The 18,336-nt window shown below is 73.9% G+C and carries 21 protein-coding genes; 8 read left to right on the top strand and 13 right to left on the bottom strand.

Annotated elements, in window-relative coordinates:
• Nucleotides 1-38 precede the first annotated feature (38 nt).
• Genes CLV52_RS05570 through CLV52_RS05560 form a run of 3 tightly spaced genes read left to right on the top strand, consistent with a single transcriptional unit; the run spans nt 39 to nt 2,793 of the window.
• The gene (locus CLV52_RS05570) at nt 39-674 is read left to right on the top strand and encodes a M15 family metallopeptidase (protein WP_133765265.1); all 636 of its coding nucleotides are present in this window, start codon (nt 39-41) and stop codon (nt 672-674) included.
• The gene (gene alr, locus CLV52_RS05565; protein ID WP_133765264.1) at nt 671-1,804 is read left to right on the top strand and encodes an alanine racemase; all 1,134 of its coding nucleotides are present in this window, start codon (nt 671-673) and stop codon (nt 1,802-1,804) included. The genes CLV52_RS05570 and alr overlap by 4 nt, the downstream gene beginning before the upstream one ends.
• The gene (locus CLV52_RS05560; protein WP_133765263.1) at nt 1,801-2,793 is read left to right on the top strand and encodes a D-alanine--D-alanine ligase family protein; all 993 of its coding nucleotides are present in this window, start codon (nt 1,801-1,803) and stop codon (nt 2,791-2,793) included. The genes alr and CLV52_RS05560 overlap by 4 nt, the downstream gene beginning before the upstream one ends.
• On the opposite strand, the gene CLV52_RS05555 is transcribed toward CLV52_RS05560, so the two are convergent.
• The 3 genes from CLV52_RS05555 to CLV52_RS05545 form a co-directional block, all read right to left on the bottom strand.
• Nucleotides 2,745-3,404 (bottom strand): hypothetical protein, encoded by a 660-nt coding sequence (locus CLV52_RS05555; RefSeq protein ID WP_246017971.1) that lies wholly within the window; start codon nt 3,402-3,404, stop codon nt 2,745-2,747. The genes CLV52_RS05560 and CLV52_RS05555 overlap by 49 nt on opposite strands.
• Nucleotides 3,405-3,425: 21 nt before the next feature.
• Nucleotides 3,426-4,802, bottom strand: a complete 1,377-nt coding sequence (locus CLV52_RS05550) for a protein kinase domain-containing protein (RefSeq protein WP_133765262.1) — start codon at nt 4,800-4,802, stop codon at nt 3,426-3,428.
• Nucleotides 4,803-4,977: 175 nt separating this feature from the next.
• The gene (locus tag CLV52_RS05545) at nt 4,978-5,355 is read right to left on the bottom strand and encodes an HNH endonuclease (RefSeq protein ID WP_211342610.1); all 378 of its coding nucleotides are present in this window, start codon (nt 5,353-5,355) and stop codon (nt 4,978-4,980) included.
• 117 nt (nt 5,356-5,472) lie between these two features.
• Here CLV52_RS05545 and CLV52_RS05540 point away from each other — a divergent pair, with 117 nt between their 5' ends.
• A complete protein-coding gene (locus CLV52_RS05540) occupies nt 5,473-7,131 on the top strand; it encodes an APC family permease (RefSeq protein ID WP_133765261.1) in 1,659 nt (552 codons plus the stop codon).
• A gap of 15 nt (nt 7,132-7,146) precedes the next feature.
• Here CLV52_RS05540 and CLV52_RS05535 read toward each other — a convergent pair whose 3' ends face one another.
• From CLV52_RS05535 to CLV52_RS05515, 5 genes are all read right to left on the bottom strand, one after another.
• Nucleotides 7,147-7,821: a CE1759 family FMN reductase gene (locus tag CLV52_RS05535; protein WP_133765260.1), complete on the bottom strand. Its 675-nt coding sequence runs from the start codon at nt 7,819-7,821 to the stop codon at nt 7,147-7,149.
• An 11-nt stretch (nt 7,822-7,832) separates the two neighbouring features.
• Nucleotides 7,833-8,279 (bottom strand): MarR family winged helix-turn-helix transcriptional regulator, encoded by a 447-nt coding sequence (locus tag CLV52_RS05530; RefSeq protein ID WP_133765259.1) that lies wholly within the window; start codon nt 8,277-8,279, stop codon nt 7,833-7,835.
• Entirely contained in the window at nt 8,276-9,454 is a 1,179-nt protein-coding gene (locus CLV52_RS05525; RefSeq protein WP_133765258.1) for an LLM class flavin-dependent oxidoreductase, read from the bottom strand. The genes CLV52_RS05530 and CLV52_RS05525 overlap by 4 nt, the downstream gene beginning before the upstream one ends.
• Before the next feature lie 106 nt (nt 9,455-9,560).
• A complete protein-coding gene (locus tag CLV52_RS05520; protein WP_211342609.1) occupies nt 9,561-10,952 on the bottom strand; it encodes an MFS transporter in 1,392 nt (463 codons plus the stop codon).
• On the bottom strand, nt 10,949-11,386 hold the full coding sequence (locus CLV52_RS05515) for a MarR family winged helix-turn-helix transcriptional regulator (protein ID WP_133765257.1): 438 nt from the start codon (nt 11,384-11,386) through the stop codon (nt 10,949-10,951). The genes CLV52_RS05520 and CLV52_RS05515 overlap by 4 nt, the downstream gene beginning before the upstream one ends.
• A 26-nt stretch (nt 11,387-11,412) precedes the next feature.
• Here CLV52_RS05515 and CLV52_RS05510 point away from each other — a divergent pair, with 26 nt between their 5' ends.
• Genes CLV52_RS05510 through CLV52_RS05500 form a run of 3 tightly spaced genes read left to right on the top strand, consistent with a single transcriptional unit; the run spans nt 11,413 to nt 13,446 of the window.
• Nucleotides 11,413-11,976: a cysteine hydrolase family protein gene (locus CLV52_RS05510; RefSeq protein ID WP_133765256.1), complete on the top strand. Its 564-nt coding sequence runs from the start codon at nt 11,413-11,415 to the stop codon at nt 11,974-11,976.
• Nucleotides 11,977-11,990: 14 nt separating this feature from the next.
• Complete coding sequence (locus tag CLV52_RS05505; RefSeq protein ID WP_133765255.1) at nt 11,991-12,389, top strand: hypothetical protein; 399 nt, start codon at nt 11,991-11,993, stop codon at nt 12,387-12,389.
• A gap of 4 nt (nt 12,390-12,393) precedes the next feature.
• Nucleotides 12,394-13,446 (top strand): winged helix DNA-binding domain-containing protein, encoded by a 1,053-nt coding sequence (locus CLV52_RS05500; protein ID WP_133765254.1) that lies wholly within the window; start codon nt 12,394-12,396, stop codon nt 13,444-13,446.
• Here the strand turns inward: CLV52_RS05500 and CLV52_RS05495 are convergent, their stop codons facing one another.
• Nucleotides 13,447-14,016: a type 1 glutamine amidotransferase domain-containing protein gene (locus CLV52_RS05495; protein WP_133765253.1), complete on the bottom strand. Its 570-nt coding sequence runs from the start codon at nt 14,014-14,016 to the stop codon at nt 13,447-13,449.
• A 142-nt stretch (nt 14,017-14,158) separates the two neighbouring features.
• Here CLV52_RS05495 and CLV52_RS05490 point away from each other — a divergent pair, with 142 nt between their 5' ends.
• Nucleotides 14,159-14,428 (top strand): thioredoxin family protein, encoded by a 270-nt coding sequence (locus tag CLV52_RS05490; protein ID WP_246017970.1) that lies wholly within the window; start codon nt 14,159-14,161, stop codon nt 14,426-14,428.
• Between the two features lie 9 nt (nt 14,429-14,437).
• On the opposite strand, the gene CLV52_RS05485 is transcribed toward CLV52_RS05490, so the two are convergent.
• The 4 genes from CLV52_RS05485 to CLV52_RS05470 all read right to left on the bottom strand — a co-directional run bounded on the left by CLV52_RS05485 (nt 14,438) and on the right by CLV52_RS05470 (nt 18,266).
• Nucleotides 14,438-15,175, bottom strand: coding sequence for an amino acid ABC transporter ATP-binding protein (locus CLV52_RS05485; protein WP_133765252.1), 738 nt, complete (start codon nt 15,173-15,175; stop codon nt 14,438-14,440).
• Nucleotides 15,172-16,017, bottom strand: coding sequence for an amino acid ABC transporter permease (locus tag CLV52_RS05480; RefSeq protein WP_133765251.1), 846 nt, complete (start codon nt 16,015-16,017; stop codon nt 15,172-15,174). The genes CLV52_RS05485 and CLV52_RS05480 overlap by 4 nt, the downstream gene beginning before the upstream one ends.
• Complete coding sequence (locus CLV52_RS05475; RefSeq protein ID WP_246017969.1) at nt 16,014-16,877, bottom strand: ABC transporter substrate-binding protein; 864 nt, start codon at nt 16,875-16,877, stop codon at nt 16,014-16,016. Before CLV52_RS05475 ends, CLV52_RS05480 begins: the two co-directional genes overlap by 4 nt.
• Nucleotides 16,878-16,967: 90 nt before the next feature.
• Complete coding sequence (locus CLV52_RS05470; RefSeq protein WP_211342608.1) at nt 16,968-18,266, bottom strand: MFS transporter; 1,299 nt, start codon at nt 18,264-18,266, stop codon at nt 16,968-16,970.
• Nucleotides 18,267-18,336 lie beyond the last annotated feature (70 nt).

Here is an 18,336-nt window from a genome sequence, read left to right as displayed (position 1 = left end):
GGATCCGCGCGACCCGGCCCGGCCGGGAGGCTCGGAGCATGCCGGTCCTGCTCGCCGATCCGCCGATCGCCGCCGTCCCCGTCGCCGACGCGGGCGAACCCCTCGTCCCCGTCCCCGCCGACACCGCCGCCCTCGACGGCCCGCGCCCCCTCGTGCGCAGCGGCGTCGCGGCCCGCCTCGCGGTCGCGCAGCTGCTGCTCCCGCCGGGACGCCGCCTCCGGGTGGTGGAGGGGCACCGGCGCCCGGAGGACCAGCTCGCGATCTGGCGCCGCTACGCCGCGGACGTCGCCCGGGACCACCCGCTCGCGGACGCCGCCGAGCAGCGGCGGCTGACGAGCCGGTTCGTCTCGCCGCTCGAGGTGGCGCCGCACGTCGCCGGGGCCGCCGTCGACGTCGTGCTCGTCGACCGGCTCGGCCGCGAGGTCGACCTCGGCACCCCGGTCGACGCGACGCCCGAGCAGAGCGGCGGCGCCTGCTTCACCGACGCGGTCGTGCCGCGTGCGGCGCAGGAGGAGCGGCGGCTGCTCATCGCGGCGATGACCGGCGCGGGCTTCGTGAACTACCCGACCGAATGGTGGCACTGGAGCCACGGCGACCGCTACTGGGCCTGGTCCCTCCACGCGCCCGCGGCGCTGTACGGCCCGGTCGACGTGCCCGCGCTGGTGGCGCGATGAGCGCCCTCGTCGCCGCGCAGCCGGTCGACCGGCCGGCGCCGCGCCCGGAGCTCCGGGTCGACACGACCGCGATCGCGGCGAACGTCCGCGCCGCCGCCACGTCGAGCGGCGTCGCCGTGATGGCGGTCGTGAAGGCCGACGGCTTCGGCGCCGGCGCGGTCCCCGCTGCGCGCGCCGCGCTCGCCGCCGGCGCGACCTGGCTCGGCACCGCGACCCTCGACGAGGCCGTCGCGCTCCGCCGCGCCGGCCTCGCCGCCCCGCTGCTCTGCTGGCTGCTGCCAATCGACGCGCGGTGGGAGGCGGCGCTGCGGCTCCGGATCGACCTCGCCGTCGCCTCTCACGCGCACCTCCGCGCCATCACCCGCGCCGCACGACGCGCCGGCGTCCGGGCCCGGGTGCATCTCCACGTCGACACCGGCATGGCCCGCGACGGCGCCCCGCTCGGGGCCTGGCCCGCGCTCGTCGCCGGCGCTGCGGCGGCCGAGCGGGCCGGGCTCGTCGAGGTGGTCGGCGTCATGGGGCACCTCGCGCGCGCCGACGAGCCCGCCGACCCGAGCAACGCGGCGGGCGTCCGCACCTACCGGTCCGCGCTCGACGCGGCCCTCGCGGCCGGGCTGCGGCCGACCGTGCGGCACCTCGCCGCGACCGAGGCGGCGCTGCGACTGCCGGCGGCGGCGTTCGACCTCGTCCGCATCGGCGCCGGCCTCGTCGGCATCGGCCCCGGGCTGCGGCCGGCGCTCACGCTCACCGCCCCCGTCGTCCTCACCCGGCGCGTGGAGGCGGGCACGCCCATCGGGTACGGCCACACCGCGACCACGGAGCGCGCCACGACGCTCGCGCTGCTCCCGCTCGGCTACGCCGACGGCCTGCCGCGGCGGATCGACCCGCGCGCGGAGGTCCTCCTCGGCGGTCGGCGCTGCCGGGTCCTCGGCCGGGTGTCGATGGACCAGGCCGTCGTCGACGCGGGCCCCCGCGGGGTCCGCCCGGGCGCCGTCGCGACGGTGTTCGGTCCGGGCGATGACGGCGAGCCGACGGCGGCCGACTGGGCGTCCTGGGCCGGCACCATCGAGCACGACGTCGTCACCGGGATCGGCGCGCGCGTCGCCCGCGTCGTGGACGGTCGCGCGTGAGCCGCGTGGCGGTGCTCGGCGGAGGCCGGTCCTCCGAGCACGCGGTCTCCCTCCGCAGCGCGGCTGCTGTCGTCGAAGCGCTCGTCGCAGGCGGGCACGAGGCCGTGCCGATCACGATCCGCGAGGACGGGGTCTGGTGCGACGCGGCCGGCGCGTTCGGGGCGACCGCGGCCGCATCGCTCGCCGGTGCGCTCCCCGTGCTGGCCGCCTGCGACGTCGTCCTCCCCGTGCTGCACGGCGCCCCTGGCGAGGACGGGGCGATCGCCGCGCTCGCCGACCTCGCCGGGCTGCCGGTGGTCGGCTGCCCGGCGATCGCCGGCGCGCTCGCCATGGACAAGCACGCGACGAAGGCGGTCGCGGCGGCCCTCGGCATCGGCGTCGCGCCCGGGCTGCTCCTGCTGCCCGGCGACCCGGTGCCGTCGGCCCTGCCGCCCGTCGTCGTGAAGCCGACCACCGCGGGCTCCAGCGTCGGCGTCTCCGTGGTGACGTCGCCGGACGCGCTGGAGGAGGCCGTCGCCGCCGCCCGCGCCGCGGGCGACGCGGTCCTGATCGAGCGCTACGTCCGGGGACGGGAGGTGCAGCTCGCGGTCGTCGAGCGGCGCGACGGCTCGCTGACGGTCGCCCCGCCGATCGAGTACGGGGTCGACGAGGGCGACGTGTTCGACACGTCGCGGAAGTACGACGGCACCGCCGTCGTCCGCTTCCCCGCGGCCGTCGAGCCGGGGCTGGAGGCGGCGCTCGGCGACGCGGCGGCGCGGCTGTTCCGGGCGCTCGGCTGCGCCGGCCTGTCCCGGTTCGACTTCTTCGTCACCGAGGACGGCTTCCTCCTGAACGAGGTGAACACGATGCCCGGCATGACGCCGCAGTCCGGCTTCCCGCGCATGTGCCGGGCGGCCGGCCTCGACCTGCCCGCCCTCGTGGACGAGCTGGTGCTGGTCGCTCAGGAGCGCGGGACGTCCTCCACGAAGGTCTCGAGCGCCGCGCGGTAGGCGTCCGGGTCGTCCCGCGTCGCGGCGGTCACGAGGAGCGCGGACGGCCCGACGACCCGGGTGAACGAGCCGCGGGTCGGGATGGTGATCACCGTGACCAGCCCCGCCTCCCACGCCGGGATGAGCGCCGGGAGTGCGACGTGCTCCGGCGAGCGCTCGTACTCGAGCTGCCGCGAGAGGTGCCGCTCGGCGTCCGCGGCGATCCAGTCGCGGTACCCGTCGTCGTCGAAGACCTCGTCGCCGAACCGGTCGCGCCAGGTCGGCCCGATGAACTCGCGGATCAGCCGGGCCCGGTCCGGCGATGCGACCGGCAGCTCGAGCAGCCGCTGGAAGCGCTCGCCCTGGCGCGGTCGCCCGGCGTGCTCCAGCACCTCGTCCCAGACGATTGGCCAGGCGGCCTGCCAGACCCGGCGCCGCTCCGGGTCCGGCGCGTGCACGGGCGACCCGGTCGGCGGCACCTCGAGCAGCGGGGGCAGGTCGACGCCGGTCGGCTCGAGCCCGCACGCCTCCCGCAGCCACAGGAGGTCGAGGATCGCCTGCGGTGCGTCGTCGACCTCGAGGACCAGGTCGTGCGGCCACGGGTTCCCCGGGATCGGTCTGCTGCTCTGCACGGCCCGAGTGTGGCAGGCCGCTCAGCGGGCGAAGACCGCCCGGCGGGAGGCGAGCCGCAGCTCCAGCTCGCGCATCACGATGCGCGCGAACCCCTCGAGCGTGGCGACCTCGTCGTCCGTGAACTCGCGCACCACGAGGTCGCAGGCGAGCAGCCGCCCGATCGACTGCCCGTCGTGGGTGAGGAGCGGCGCCGCGAGCGCGGAGCGCACGTGCGGCGGCCCCTGCACGAACGGGTGCTCCCGCAGGCTCGGCTCGGCGAGCACGTCGGGCAGGTTCCAGGTGGCCTCGCCGTGCCCGGCGGCGACCTCGCGCGTGAGGGACCGCGGCAGCTCGGGCAGGTCGATCCCCTGCCGCGACTTGAACCAGACCCGCTCCTCGTCGACGACCGCGACGATCGCGACCGGCAGGTGCAGGGTGCGGCGCACCAGGTCCGTGACCTCGTCGAAGGCCTCCTCGGGCGGGGTGTCGAGCACGTCGTAGCGGCGGACCGCCTCGATCCGGATCGACTCCGTGTCGGGCGCGCCGGCCTCGCGGCGGCGGATGAGGTCGTCGACGACGAAGTCCTGGAACCGCACGACCGCCTCGGTGAGGGAGATCCGCTGCGCGCGGTCGCGCCGGGTCATGCCGCGGAGGATCGCGCCGAGCTCCGGCGGCACGGTCGCCGGGATCACCGGGTCGTGGTCGAGCCGGGCGAGGGCGGACGTCGCGATGTCGCCCGGGTAGGCGACCCGGCCGGTCAGCGCCTCGAGCAGCACGAGGCCGAAGGAGTAGACGTCCGACTCCGGCCCGGACTCCTCCCCCGCCGCCTGCTCGGGGCTGAGGTACGCGGCCGTCCCGGTGACCGACTCGCCGGCCTCGCTCACGCCGATCAGCGAGGAGATGCCGAAGTCCGCGAGCTTGCCGCGGATCCGCGTCGTCTCCTCCCGGTCATCGAGGAGGACGTTCGCCGGCTTGATGTCCCGGTGCACGAAGCCCGCGTCGTGCAGGTACTGCAGCCCGCCGCCGATGTCGTAGCCGAGGTAGCCGACCTGCAGCGGGCAGAGCGCACCGCGGCGCAGCCGCTCGCGCAGGTCCCCGCCCCGGACGTGCTCCATCACGAGGTAGATCTGCGGCCGGGCGGCGTCCGTGAGGTCGATGCCCGCGTCGTAGAGCGTCGTGAGCGCGATGTGGTTCAGGGAGGCGACGAGCTTCGCCTCCGCCTCCTGCAGCCGGAGCTCCTCCGGGTCCGCCGCCCGCGCGCGGAACACCTTGACCGCGACGTCGCGGCGGAGGAGGCGGTCCCGGGCGAGGAAGACGCGCGCCTTTCCACCGCGGCCGATCTCCCGGCCCAGCTGGTAGCGCCCCGACGCGACGTCCGCGGGCTCGGTGACGCGACGTGCCGGCGCTTCGATCGCCATGCCCTCGCCCCCGTCCCCGCGGTGCTCCGAGCGTCGGACCTCCCGGCCAGACCCGTCCAGTGTCCCCCGGATACCCGGATCACGGAACGGTCCGTGCACGGATTGCCCCCGAATCCGAGGGATTTCCGGAGGAGTGCGCGCTCACCCGGGTGCCGGTGTGCGCGGATGGCCGCGGTCAGCCCCGGGGCCGCTTCCGAAGGCGCCGCAGCTGGCCGTCCAGCTGGGGTCGGGCACGGCGCTGACCGCCCCGCTCGCGGATCGCCCGCTGAAGGGATTCGAGCACGCGCTCGAGGCGCGGGACGTCCGGGTGCCAGCCGCGGCGCTCGCACTCGTCGAGCCATTCGACGAGCGCGCGGTGGCCGCGCTCCCCGTTGCACCGCCGGCACGCGGCGACCTCGTTCTCGAGCCACGACGGACCGCCCTTGACGCGCGGGATCACGTGCTCGCGGGTCGGTCGCGTGCGGTCGTCGAACGCGACGCCGCACCAGACGCAGGTGTCGCCGTCCCGCCGCCGGGCCGCGTCCATCCGCGCCGCCCTGCCCGCCTGCGCCATCGACCCTCCACCAGGGCTGAACGCCCGGGCGCCCCGACGACTTCCGGTCATCCTGCGTGCAGACCGCACCACCCGATCCGTCCGTACGGTGCTGCAACCACGAGGGACGGAGGCACCATGACCGCTGTCGCAGCACCGGAAGCCGGCACGGGACACCACCTGCAGCGCTCGGTCGGGTTCTGGGGCCTCACGTTCGTGTCGCTCGGCTCGATCATCGGCTCGGGATGGCTGCTCGGCGCGCTGACCGCGGCCGGCGTCGCCGGAGGCGGTGGCTCACTCGTCTCGTGGGTCCTCGCCGCGGTCATGCTGATCGTCCTCGCCCTGATCCACGCGGACCTCGGCGGCGCGTACCCGGTCGCGGGCGGCACGTCCCGCTACCCGCACTACGCGTTCGGCGGCTTCGCCGGGTTCACCGCGGGCTGGACCACCTACCTCCAGGCGGTCGCCATCGCGCCGATCGAGGTCGAGGCGTCGCTCTCCTACGTCAACTCGGTCGGCACCGTCTCGAAGACGTTCCCGCTCGTGCACGCCGACGGGACGCTGACCCCGCAGGGCATCGTCATCGGCGTGCTGGCGATGGCGCTGTTCGCCTTCATCAACCTCGGCGGCGTCCGGTGGCTGTCGGACAGCAACACGCTGATCGTCCTGTGGAAGCTGTTCGTGCCGGTGCTGACGATCGTCACGCTGCTGCTCATCGACTTCCACCCGGGCAACTTCACCGCGAACGGCGGCTTCGCGCCGTTCGGCTTCCACGGCGTCTTCGCCGCGCTGCCCGCGGGCGTCGTGTTCGCCCTGCAGGGCTTCGAGCAGGCCACGCAGATGGCCGGCGAATCGGTGAACCCGCGGAAGCACGTCGCGAAGGCGATCATCCTCGCCATGCTCATCGGCGCGGTCGTGTACATCGGGCTGGAGGTCGCCTTCGTCGGCGCGCTCGACCCCGCGAAACTCGCCGCGGGCGGCTGGGCGAAGCCGATCGGCGCGGGCGACTACGGCCCGTACTACACGCTCGCGATCTCCGGGGGCGTGATCTGGCTGGCGCTCATCCTGATCGTGGACGCGGTGATCTCCCCCGGCGGCACCGGGCTGATCTACGTCGGCACCACCGCGCGCATCTCGTACGCCCTCGGCCTGCCGAGCGCGCTGACGCGCGTCACCGCCCGCGGCGTCCCGGTGTGGTCGATCGTCGTGGCGACGATCTTCGGCATGGTCTTCCTGGCGCCCGCGCCGAGCTGGCAGCAGCTCGTGACCGTCATCACCGGAGCGACCGCGATCATGTACGCGTTCGCCCCGATCTCGCTCGGCGCGCTGCTGCGGTCCGATCCCGACCGGCCGCGCCCGTACCGGCTGCCCGCACCGAGGATCCTGCTGCCCGTCGGGTTCGCGTTCGCGAACCTCATCATCTACTGGGGCGGATTCGGCGCGACGTGGAAGCTCGCGATCGGCCTGCTGGTCGGCCAGCTCGTCTTCATCGTCGCCGTCCTGGCGCGGGCGAGGAACGTCGACGCGCGCCCGCGCTTCCGGTCCGCCCTCTGGATCTGGCCGTGGCAGATCGGTCTCGTCGTGCTCGGCCTGCTCGGGAACTACGGCAGCAAGGGCGACGTCGAGCTCCACGTCCTGCCGGAGGACCTCGACGCGCTGATCGTCGCGGCGTTCTCCATCGTCGTCTACTTCCTGGTCGTCCGCACGGCGCAGCCGCGGACCGAGGTCGAGCGGGCCGTCGAGGCGGACTTCGCCGAGGAGCCGGCCGAGCTGCGCCCGGCGCCCGGCATCGCCTGACCGGGGCCGGCGCTCCTAGACCGGCCGGACCGGCGGCACGACCGACGGGCCGCCGGTGGCGAGCCGCATGAGGTCCGTGTCGAACTCGATCTCGTCCGCACCCTCCGCGGCACCGCCGAACACGCGGTTGTAGCGGGTGCCCGCGTCGCGCATCGCCGCCTTCACGTCGGCGGCGGCGAGCACGACCAGCTCGTGCGCGGCGCGGTCGACGCGGTCGGAGAGGCCGCTCGTGCCCCAGTCCTCCTGCGCCGCGAAGACGCTCGTCGGCGTCGTCAGGGCACGGAGGTACGCGAGCAGCGAGCGGAGCTGCTCGTCCGCGACGAGCGCGTGCCGCGACGTGCCGGCGGTCGCGGCGAGCACGGTCGGCACCGCGATGAGCACGTCCTGGTCGACGACGTCGAAGAACGACTTCACGAGGCCGCTCACGCCCGCCTTGTAGACCGGCGTCGCGACGATCAGCGCGTCGGCCTTCGCGAGCGTCGCGATCGCCTCGGCGACCGCGGGCGGGGCGAACCCCGTCACCTGGGCGGACGCGAGCTCGGCCGCGAGCGGGCGGAGCTCGACGACGGCCGTGTCCACCTCGAGGCCGGCCTGCTCGGCACGGTCCAGGACGCGGGCGGTGATGCGATCGGCCAGCATCCGCGTCGATGACGGGTCGCTGGTGCCGCCGGAGACGACGACGAGCTGCATGATGAGGTCCTTCAGTCGGTGGTGAGCAGTGCGCAGAGGTCGCGCAGCTGCCGCTGCTGGTCGGGCGTGAGGGCGCGCATGCGCTCCTCCACGCTCCGGGCGTGCCGGGCGCCGACGCGCTGCTGCGCATCGGCACCGGCGTCGGTGAGGGTGATGAGGACGGCCCGGCGGTCGTCCGGATCGGGCGCCCGCGTGACGAGGCCGCGCTGCCCGAGCCGCTCGATCATGCGCGACAGCGCCGGCTGGCTGAGCAGCACGCCCTTCGTCAGGTCGCCCTGCCGCAGGGCGCAGCCCGCCTTCTTCAGCGCGTAGAGGACGTCGTACTCGTTCAGCGAGACCTCGTCCCACATCCGCTCCGCCGCGAAGCCGCGCATGACCGCGACCTGGGCGGAGAGGAGGGCCTCCCACGACTCGTTCGCGAGTCGGACGTCGCGGACCTCCGCGATCGCCGCGCTCATGCGGCCGCGCCGTCCCGCTCGTCCGTGTCCTGGTACGGCGAGCCGCCGGTCACGTTGTCGCCGCGGTTCGCGTTCGGGCGCGGCTGCCGGGGCTCGGCGTCGCCGTACTTCGCCTTCACGAGCGAGGCGTGCGTCGGGGCGTCCGGGACGGTCGCGGGGCGCAGCGCGTCGAGCTCCTTGCGGAGCACCGGCACGACCTCGCCGCCCAGCAGCTCGAGCTGCTCGAGGACCATCTCGATCGGCAGGCCGGCGTGGTCGACGAGGAACAGCTGGCGCTGGTAGTCGCCGAACGTCTCGCGGAAGGTCAGGGTCTTGTCGATGACCTCCTGCGGGCTGCCGACCGACAGCGGGGTCTGGCGCGCGAAGTCCTCCATGCGGGGCCCGTTGCCGTACACGGGGGCCTCGTCGAAGTACGGGCGGAAGCGGTCGTGCGCCTCCTGCGACGTCTTCGCGATGAACGCCTGGCCGCCGAGGCCGACGATCGCCTGCTCGCGCGTGCCGTGGCCGTGGTGCTCGAAGCGGGTCCGGTAGAAGTCGATGAGGCGCTTCGAGTGCTCCGAGGGCCAGAAGATGTGGTTCGCGAAGAACCCGTCGCCGTAGTAGGCGGCCTGCTCCGCGATCTCCGGGGTGCGGATGGAGCCGTGCCAGACGAACGGGGGCACGTCGTCGAGCGGGCGCGGCGTGGAGGTGAAGCCCTGCAGCGGGGTGCGGTAGCGGCCCTGCCAGTCGACGACGTCCTCCCGCCACAGGCGGTGCAGCAGGTTGTAGTGCTCGAGGGCGAGCGGCAGGCTCTGCCGGATGTCCTGCCCGAACCACGGGTAGACCGGCGCGGTGTTGCCGCGGCCGAGCATGAGGTCCATGCGGCCGCCGGAGACGTGCTGCAGCATCGCGTAGTCCTCGGCGATGCGCACCGGGTCGTTCGTGGTGATGAGCGTCGTGGAGGTGGAGACGACCAGCTTCTCGGTCTGCGCGGCGACGGCCGCGAGCAGCGTGGTCGGCGACGACGACATGAACGGCGGGTTGTGGTGCTCGCCGAACGCGAAGACGTCGAGCCCGACCTCCTCCGTCTTCCTCGCGATGGCGAGGACGTTCCTGATCCGCTCCGCCTCGCTGGGCGTCTCACCCGTCACGGGGTTGCGGGTGACGTCGCCCACGGAGAACACACCGAACTGCATCCGAACCACACTCCTTCTCGCCGGGCCGTTCGACCCGAACTGTATGCAATCGCATACAACTCGATCTGTCCAGTCGTATTCCCGCGCGTCGACGATGCGGAGGGGCTCAGGCCGGCTCGGGCTCCGGGCGCCCGATCAGGCGGAGGCGCCGATCGGCGAGCACGAGCACCACGAGCAGCACGCAGGCGACGAGCATGAAGACGGCGAGCTCGTGGAGGCCGCCCGTGTCCGCCCGCTGCCCGAAGAACCCCGCGCTCGCGGACGACGAGACGATCGCGCCGAGGTACATGAAGGTGCGCAGCAGCCCGGCGGAGGCGCCGACGCGGTCCGGGTCGGCCTGGAAGTAGAGCGCGTTCTGGTTCGCGAGGTTCAGCATCCCCTGCGGCACCCCGAGCACCGCGGCGACGGCGACCAGGAACCAGATCGGCGACGCCCCGGTCACGAGCAGGAGCGCGGCCGACACGACCACCTGCACGACGCCGCCGACGAGCAGCTTCGGCCAGACCTGTGGCCGCCGCCCGGTCGTGATCGACACGAGGAGGCCGACCACGAAGGTCGAGAGCAGGACGAGCCCGGCCGCCGAGGCGGTCAGCCCGCGCCCGTCCTCCAGCCACTGCGTGAAGCCGTAGAGGTAGCCGTACGACACGGTCGCGGCGAGGAGCGAGCGCGCGTAGGTCGCGAGCAGCGCCCGGTCGCCCGCGAAGACGCGCACGTCGATGAAGGGGTCGCGGGCCCGCAGCTCCCGCCAGGCGAACGCGGCGGCTGCGACGACCGCGGCGCCGAGCAGCCAGACCGTCTCGACGTGCGGGTCCATCAGGAACAGGAGGAGCGCCACGAGCACGCCGGCGAAGAGCGCGACGCCCGCCCAGTCGAGGTGGAGGAAGCGGCGCCCGGCCTCCGGCACGGCCTCGTCCTTCGGCAGGACGAGCAGTCCGAGCAGCACGCCCGCGACGGCGAGCGGCACGTTGACCGCGAACGTCGCCCGCCAGCCGCCGAGGTCGACGAGCAGGCCGCCGAGCGTCGGCCCGACGACCGCGACCGTCTGGGTCGCGACCGCGAGCGCGGTGAGCACGCCGGCGGGGCTGGCCTGCCCGGTCCGCTCCGCTTCCCGGCGGATGAGCACCATCGACGCCGGGTACCCGGAGCAGGTGCCGAAGCCGAGGACGATCCGCGCGACGACGAGAACAGCGATCGACGGAGCGAGCGCGCCGATCAGCCCCGCGACGCCCGTGAGCAGCGTGCCGGCGAGGAACAGCCGGCGCGGGCCGAAGACGTCGACGAGGCGGCCGACGAGCGGCTGACCGATCGCGGTCGCCACGTAGAGGGCGGAGACGAGCCACGCCGTCTCCGAAGCGGGCGCCCCGAACGCGACCGCGATCGGCACGAGGGCGACGGCGATGATCGAGGAGTTGATCGGGTTCAGGATCGACCCGAGGATCATCGGCGCGAGCAGGCGCCGGTCGAAGCGGCCCGGCGGCGGCGCGGTCCGGACGCTCACTGCTCGGTCAGCCGCTGCAGGAGCGCCGCCGCCTCCAGCACCGTCGCGAGCTCCGCCTCGTCGAGCCGCTCGCGCAGCGCGGTCGACAGCCACTCCTGCCGCGCCGCACGGTTGCCGAGGAACAGCGCCTCCCCCTCCGGCGTCGCGCGGAGGATCGAGCGGCGCCCGTCCGCCGGATCCACGGACCGGACGAGCAGCCCGTCCTGCTCGAGCGCCGCCACGGTCGCGGCCATCGACTGCTGCCGGACGCCGTCGAGCGCGGCGAGCGCGGCGGCCGTGTCCGCCTCGCCCTTCACGATCCGCGCGAGCGCGGAGCTCTGCGAGGCGGAGAGCCCGCCCTCGTTCACCAGCCGCAGCCGCCGGTGCAGGCGGCCGACCGCGACGCGCACCTCGCTCGCCGTCCTCGCCGCGAGATCGGATCCGGGATCGCTCATGAATGCACAGTCTAGGCTGTGCATTCATGAGCGAAGAGCACCGAACCGTCCTGCTGCTGATGGACTTCCAGCGCGAGATCGTCGACCGGCTCGGGAACGCGGCCGTGCTCGCGAACGCCCGGACGGCGGCGGACGCCGCGCGGGCGGCGGGCATCCCGGTCGTGTTCGTCCGCGTCGCGTTCCGCGCCGGCACGCCGGAGATCGCCGCCGCGAACCGGTCGTTCGGCCCGCGCAAGGGCTCGGACGCTCTGGACGAGACCTCCCCCGCCGCCCAGGTCGTCGCCGAGCTCGACCGCCGTCCCGACGAGCCCGTGGTGCTGAAGCGCCGGATCAGCGCGTTCACCGGCAGCGACCTCGCGGTCCTGCTCAGCGGGCTGCGCGCCGAGCGCCTCGTGCTCGCGGGCATCTCCACGAGCGGGGTCGTGCTCTCGACGGTCCGGCAGGCGGCGGACCTCGACTTCGACCTCGTCGTGCTCGCCGACGCCTGCGCCGACCCGGATGCCGAGGTGCACCGCGTGCTCACGGAGAAGGTCTTCCCGCGGCAGGCGGCCGTCGTGGCGACGGCGGACTGGGCGGCGTCCCCGGCGTAGGTCAGGATGGAGGCGTGGCGACCCCGATCGAGGACACGGTTCCGGAGGTCTCGGACGACGTCGACGTGAGCGAGCTCGCGGAGATCGTCGACGAGCTGACGACGATGAACAGCGACGACTGGTCGACCGTCGCCGAGAACGGCGTCGCGGGCGGCGCGATGATCGAGTTCGCGTTCTCCGCGCCGAACGAGGAGACCGCGACCGGCCTGCTCGAGGGCATCCGCGACGACCTCGGCTACGCCGCGACGGCGAGCGAGCCCGAGGGCGAGCTCGACGACTGGACGGTCCGCGGCACCACCTCCGAGGTCTCGATCACCCAGCCCGGGCTCGCCGAGTGGGTCCGGCGGCTCGCGGCGTACGGGCTCGACCAGGACGGCTGCGTCCTGGACGGCTGGGCCCTCCTCATCGACTGATCCCGTGACCGCCGGTCCCGTCGCCGCCCGCTGCACGGCGCAGCTGCTGAGCGGCGCGCCGGCGACGTCCGCCGAGGCCGCGGTGCGGCGCGTGCTCGCCGTGCAAGGCCAGGACGCGCGCGGGTTCCGGCTCGCGGTCCGGGCGCGGACCTCCGGCGTCACGGCGGCGGACGTCGACGAGGCGCTGACCGGGTCGCGCTCCCTCGTCGTCTCGTGGCTGAACCGCGGCACCCTCCACCTCGTCGCGGCCGAGGACTTCTGGTGGCTGCACGACCTGACCACGCCACAGCTCGCGACCGAGTCCCTCCGGCGCCTCGCGCAGGAGGGCGTCTCCCCCGAGCAGACGGAGCGCGGCATCGCGGCGGTCGTCACCGCGGTCGCCGGGGCGCCGCGCACCCGGGACGAGCTGCGGGCCGTGCTCGAAGCGGCCGGCGTGCCGACCGCGGGGCAGGCGGTCGTGCACGTCCTGCTCGCGGCGACGCTGCGCCATCGCCTGATCCGCGGCCCGGTGCGGGACGGCGAGCACTGCATGGTGCTCGCCGAGGACTGGCTCGGCCCGGCTCCGGCGCCGCTTCCCCGCGACGAGGCGCTCGCGCTCCTCGCGCAGCGCTACCTCGAGGGGCACGGACCGTCGTCGGACCGGGACCTCGCGATGTGGGCGAAGCTGCCCCTCCGGGACGTCCGCACAGGCCTCGCGGCCGTCGAGACGGTCGAGGCCGGCGAGGGCCTGGTCGACCTCCCCGGTCGGGAGCCCCCGGCGCCGCTGCCGACGCGGCTGCTCGGCAACTTCGACCCGATCCTGCACGGCTGGGTGTCGCGGGACCCGGTCCTCGGCCCGCACGAGCCCGACGTGGTCACCGGCGGCGTCTTCCGGTCATGGGCGTTCTCCGGCGGGCGCGCGGTCGCGCTCTGGCGCATCGCCGGGGGCCGGGTGCGCATCGCGCCCTTCGCGCCCCTGTCGAAGCGCGCCGAGGCGGCCCTCCTCACGGACGCGGCCGAGGTGCTCGCGTTCCTCGGCCTGCCCGCGAGGGAGCCGGTGCTCGAACCGACGTCCTGATCAGCTGGAGACGGGAGCGAGCGCCTCGTCGAGCGCGCCGACGAACGCGTCGAGGTCGTCGGGGTCGCGCGAGGTGATGAGCGTCCATCCGCCGGACGGGTCGACCACGACCGCCTCGTCCACCCAGTCGCCGCCCGCGTTCCGCAGGTCGGTCCGCAGCGACCGGAACGACGTCAGCCGCTTGCCCTGCACGGCGCCGGCCTCGACCAGGGTCCAGGGCGCGTGGCAGATTGCGCCGATCGGCTTCCCGGCGTCCACGAACGCCTTCGCGATGCGGACGGCGTCCTCGTCGAGCCGCAGCTGGTCGGCGTTGATCGCGCCGCCCGGCAGCAGCAGGAGGTCGTATCCGGAGGGGTCGACCTCCGAGATCGTCGCCGTCGGGGTGACCTGCTGTCCGGGATCCTTGTCGCCCACCAGCGTGACGACGTCCTCCCGCTCCTGCGCGGCGACGTCCACGGTCGCGCCGCTGCCGCGCAGCCGCTCGACGGGCACGATCAGCTCGTCCTGCTCGACCCCGTAGTTCGTGACGATCGCGAGCACCTTCCGCCCGCCGAGACCGCTGTCCGCCATGTCACTCCTCCTCGCGCGGCCGATGGAACCCGGCCGCTGCGACCAGCGTGCGCGACGCGCCTCGGCGACCGCTGGCGCGGAGGTGGACGCGAGCCCGGTCCGCGCCGGGAATGTCCTGGCGGCGCCGCGCGCTCTCCCTCCCGTGCCCGTCGTGCTCACGCTCTACAGCTCGAGCTTCTGCGGCGCGTGCGCGCAGACGCGTCGGACGCTGGAGGACGCCGCGGGCCTGCTGGGCGATCGGGTCGAGCTGCGCGAAGTCAACGTCGCGGACGACCCCGACGAGAGCGAGCGCCGCGACATCGTGGCGACGCCGACGACGGTGCTGACGGCGGCGGACGGCACGGAGCTCGCCCGCGCTGCCGGCGTCCCCTCGGCGCCGCAGGTGCTCACCCTCCTGGCGCAGCACCTGTAGAGACGCGCGCTACCGGTCGCGGAAGCGGGCGAGGAACGCGCGGGTGTCCTCGTGCTGCGGGTCGCGGAGGACCTGTGCGGGCGGCCCCTCCTCCGCGATGCGCCCGTCCTTCAGGAACACGACCCGGTCGGCGGCGTGCTCCGCGAAGTGCATCTCGTGCGTCGTCATGAGGATCGTGGAGCCCTGCTCCTTCAGCTCGGCGACGAGGTCGAGCACCTCGCCGACGAGCTGCGGGTCGAGCGCGCTCGTGATCTCGTCGAGGAGCAGCAGCTCCGGGTTCGTCGCGATCGCGCGGACGATCGCGACCCGCTGCTGCTGACCGCCGGAGAGGCGGTCGGGGTAGGCCTTCGCGAAGTCCGCGAGCCCGACGCGCTCGAGGAGGCGACGCCCGGTCTCCTCCGCCTCCGCCTTCGGCGTGCGGTGCACGTGCCGGGCCGCGAGCGTCACGTTGTCGAGCACCGAGAGGTGCGGGAACAGGTTGAACTGCTGGAACACGACGCCGATCCGGCCGCGCACCGCGTCGACGTCGACGCGCGGGTCGCTGACGTCTTCCCCGGCCAGCCAGATCCGGCCGTCGTCGATCGGCTCGAGCAGGTTGATCGTGCGCAGCAGGGTCGACTTGCCGGAGCCGGAGGCCCCGATGAGCACCACGACCTCGTGCTGCGAGACGGTCACGTCGACGCCGTCCAGGACGACGCGGTCGCCGAAGGCCTTCACGACGCCCTCGGTGCGCAGGACGGGGCTCATACGACCGCCCCCTGCTGCTGGCGGGCGAGCGCGCGGCGCTCGAGGTGGTTCGTCAACTGGATGAACGGGAGGCTCAGCAGGATGAAGAGCAGCCCCGCGATCACGAACGACGTGTAGTTGAACGAGATCGCCTTCGCGATGTTCGCCGCGCTGATCGCGTCGACGACGCCGAGGATCGAGATCAGCCCGACGTCCTTCTGCATCGAGACGAAGTCGTTCACGAGCGCGGGCACGACCCGCCGCACGCCCTGCGGCAGGACGACGAGACGGAGGGTCTGCGCGTAGCTCAGCCCGAGCGACCGGGCGGCCAGGCGCTGCGACGGGTGCACGGACTCGATGCCCGCGCGGAGGACCTCCGCGACGTACGCCGAGTACCCGATCACGAGCGCGACGCCGCCGAGGATGCGCGGGTCGATCAGCGGCAGGACGCCGAGGGCGGGGATGCCGAAGCCGACGAGGTAGATGAGCACGATCATCGGCACACCGCGGAACAGGTCCGTGTAGGCGGCGGCGAGGAAGCGCAGCGGCGCGAACACGGGGCCGCGCAGCGTCCGGATCACGGCGAGCAGGGTCGCGAAGACCGCGACGCCGATCGCGGCGAAGAAGAGGACGTAGACGTTGACCCAGAGCCCGGCGAGGACGGCGGGGAACGTCTTCGCCGCCTCCGCGGGGTCGAAGAACGTCCGCTGGGCCGCCGCCCACCCCTTCGTGTTGACGACGAAGAGCCAGACGGCGGCGACCACGACGAGCGAGGACACCACCGCGACGACGACGGACCGGACGGAGCGTCCCCGCCGGTACGCGCGCCGTTCGAGCTCGACGGCCGACGGCTCGTGGCTCACTGGAGCACGGGCACCTTCACCGCGGAGGAGAGCCACTCGTCCGTGAGCTGCTTCAGCTCGCCCGACTTCGCGAGCGCGTCGATCGCCGCGCTCACCGGCTTCGTCAGCGGGGAGCGCTTCGGGAGGACGTAGGCGAACTGGTCGCCGCCGTCGCTCGAATCGGCGAACTGCGCGGACACCACGCCGTCCTTCAGCTGCGCGCCCGCGATGTAGTACGCGCCGGGCAGGTCCGTGACGACCGCGTCGACCTGCTTCGTCTTGAGCGCCTGCACGGCGTCGTCGACCGTGCTGAAGACGGCCGGCTGCCCGACCTGCGCGTTCACGACCGTGTAGCTCGTCGTCCCCGTCGCGACGCCGATCTTCAGCCCCTTCAGGCCCGCGAGCGTGGTGACGCCGGCGGCCTTCGACCCCTTCGTCGTCACCACCGCCTGAGTCGTCGTGTAGTACGGCGAGGAGAAGTCGACGACCTTCTCGCGGTCCTTCGTGATGGAGAACTGCTGGATGTTCAGGTCCCACGTCTTCGCGCCCGGCGTGATCGCGGAGTCGAAGCTCGAGCGCGCCCAGACGACGTCGCTCTTCGCGTAGCCCAGCTGCTTCGCCACCGCGTAGGTCACGGCGGACTCGAAGCCCTTGCCGGACGTCGGGTCGTTGTCCTCCACCCACGGCGAGTACGCCGGCTGCCCGGTCGCGACGGTGAGCTTGCCGGGCACCACCGTCTGCAGCGCGGCGGGACCGCTCGCGGCGGCGCTGCCTCCGGACGAGCTCGCCGCCGGGGTCGACGACGTGCCGCTGCAGGCGCTCAGCGCGAGCGCGACGGCCGCGAGACCGGTGGTGACGAGGAGGGAACGGCGACGGATCACGGTCGGGGAGCGTAACGGCCCGGAGTCACGACGGTGTTTCGGGCCGTCATTCTTCGTCGTGCAGGACGCCGAGTCCTTCAGAACGGAGCGTCAGCGCTCGGTGATGGCGATGCGGGGGCGGGTCGTGGACACCGACAGCTTGAGCGAGCCGCGGCGGGCCAGGAGGACGGACAGCACGATCCCCGCGACCGCCGGCACGCCGCCGGCGACGAGCATCCCGCCGCGGGCGCCGAGCGCGTCGACGATGCCGCCCATGATCGGGCCGCCGATGCCCTGGCCGCCGAGCACCACGAGCACCCACACGGAGATGACGCGGCCGCGGACCTCCGGCAGCGTGCTCAGCTGCACGAGCGGGTTGCCGGACTGGAAGAAGTACTGGCTGCCGACGCCGGTCACGATCAGCGCCGCGCAGAACGTCGGCACGCTCGGCATGAAGGCCGCGAGCGCGAGCGCGGCCGCCCAGCCCGTGCCGCACAGCACGACGATGCGGAGCCGCAGGTGCGTCAGCCGCGTGGAGGCCAGCGCGCCCGCGACGGCGCCGAGCGCCCCGACGGAGTTGAAGAGCCCGTACCCGGAGGCGCCGAGGTGGAAGACCTGCGTCGCGAAGGCGGCGAGCAGCACCGGCATCGTCAGCGTGAAGACGCTGAGGAAGGCGAGCATGAGGATCGAGTAGCGGATCGCCGGTGTGCGGAGCACGAACGCGAGCCCCTCCCGGAGGGCGTGCGGGCGGCGCTGCGGCCTCGGCACCGGCTGCAGCTGCGAGGCGTCGAGGCGGCTCAGCATCAGCACCGTGACGCAGCAGGCCGCCGCGTTGATCGCGAACGCCCAGCCGCCACCGACCCAGCCGATGAGTCCGCCGGCCACCGCCGGCCCCATGAACGCCCCGAGCTGGAACACCGCCGCGTTGAGGTTCAGCGCGTTCTTCAGGTGCCGCCGCCCGACGAGCTCGTTGACGAACACCTGCCGGCCCGGATTGTCGACGACGGTCACGCAGCCGATGGCGAACGCCGCCGCCCACACGAGCCAGACCGTCGCGGTGCCGGTCAGGGCCACGACCGCGAGCAGCACGCTGACGAGCCCGACGAGCGATTGGGTGACCATGAGCAGCCGGCGCCGCGGGAACCGGTCGACGACGACGCCGCCGTGGAGGCCGAACAGGATCGAGGGCGCGAACTGCGCCGCGGTCGTGATCCCGACCGCGGTGACACTGTGCGTGAGCTGCAGCACGAGCCAGTCCTGGGCGATGCGCTGCATCCAGGTGGCGCTCATGGCGAGCACGTTGGAGCCGGCGAACCGGCGGTAGTTCGGGACGGAGAGCGGGGCGAAGCCGCTGAAGGCGGGGCGGATGCGGGCGGGGACGTGCAGGGCGAAGGACATGAGCAGGTCCACGGTACGGACAGGCTGGCATTCGAGACACGGATGGAGTTCGATATCCGTCATCCGATTCTCGAATGGATGG

It is taken from the genome of Amnibacterium kyonggiense (assembly GCF_004364555.1).
Lineage (GTDB): Bacteria > Actinomycetota > Actinomycetes > Actinomycetales > Microbacteriaceae > Amnibacterium > Amnibacterium kyonggiense.
This window is presented reverse-complemented; position numbering and strand designations above follow the sequence as displayed.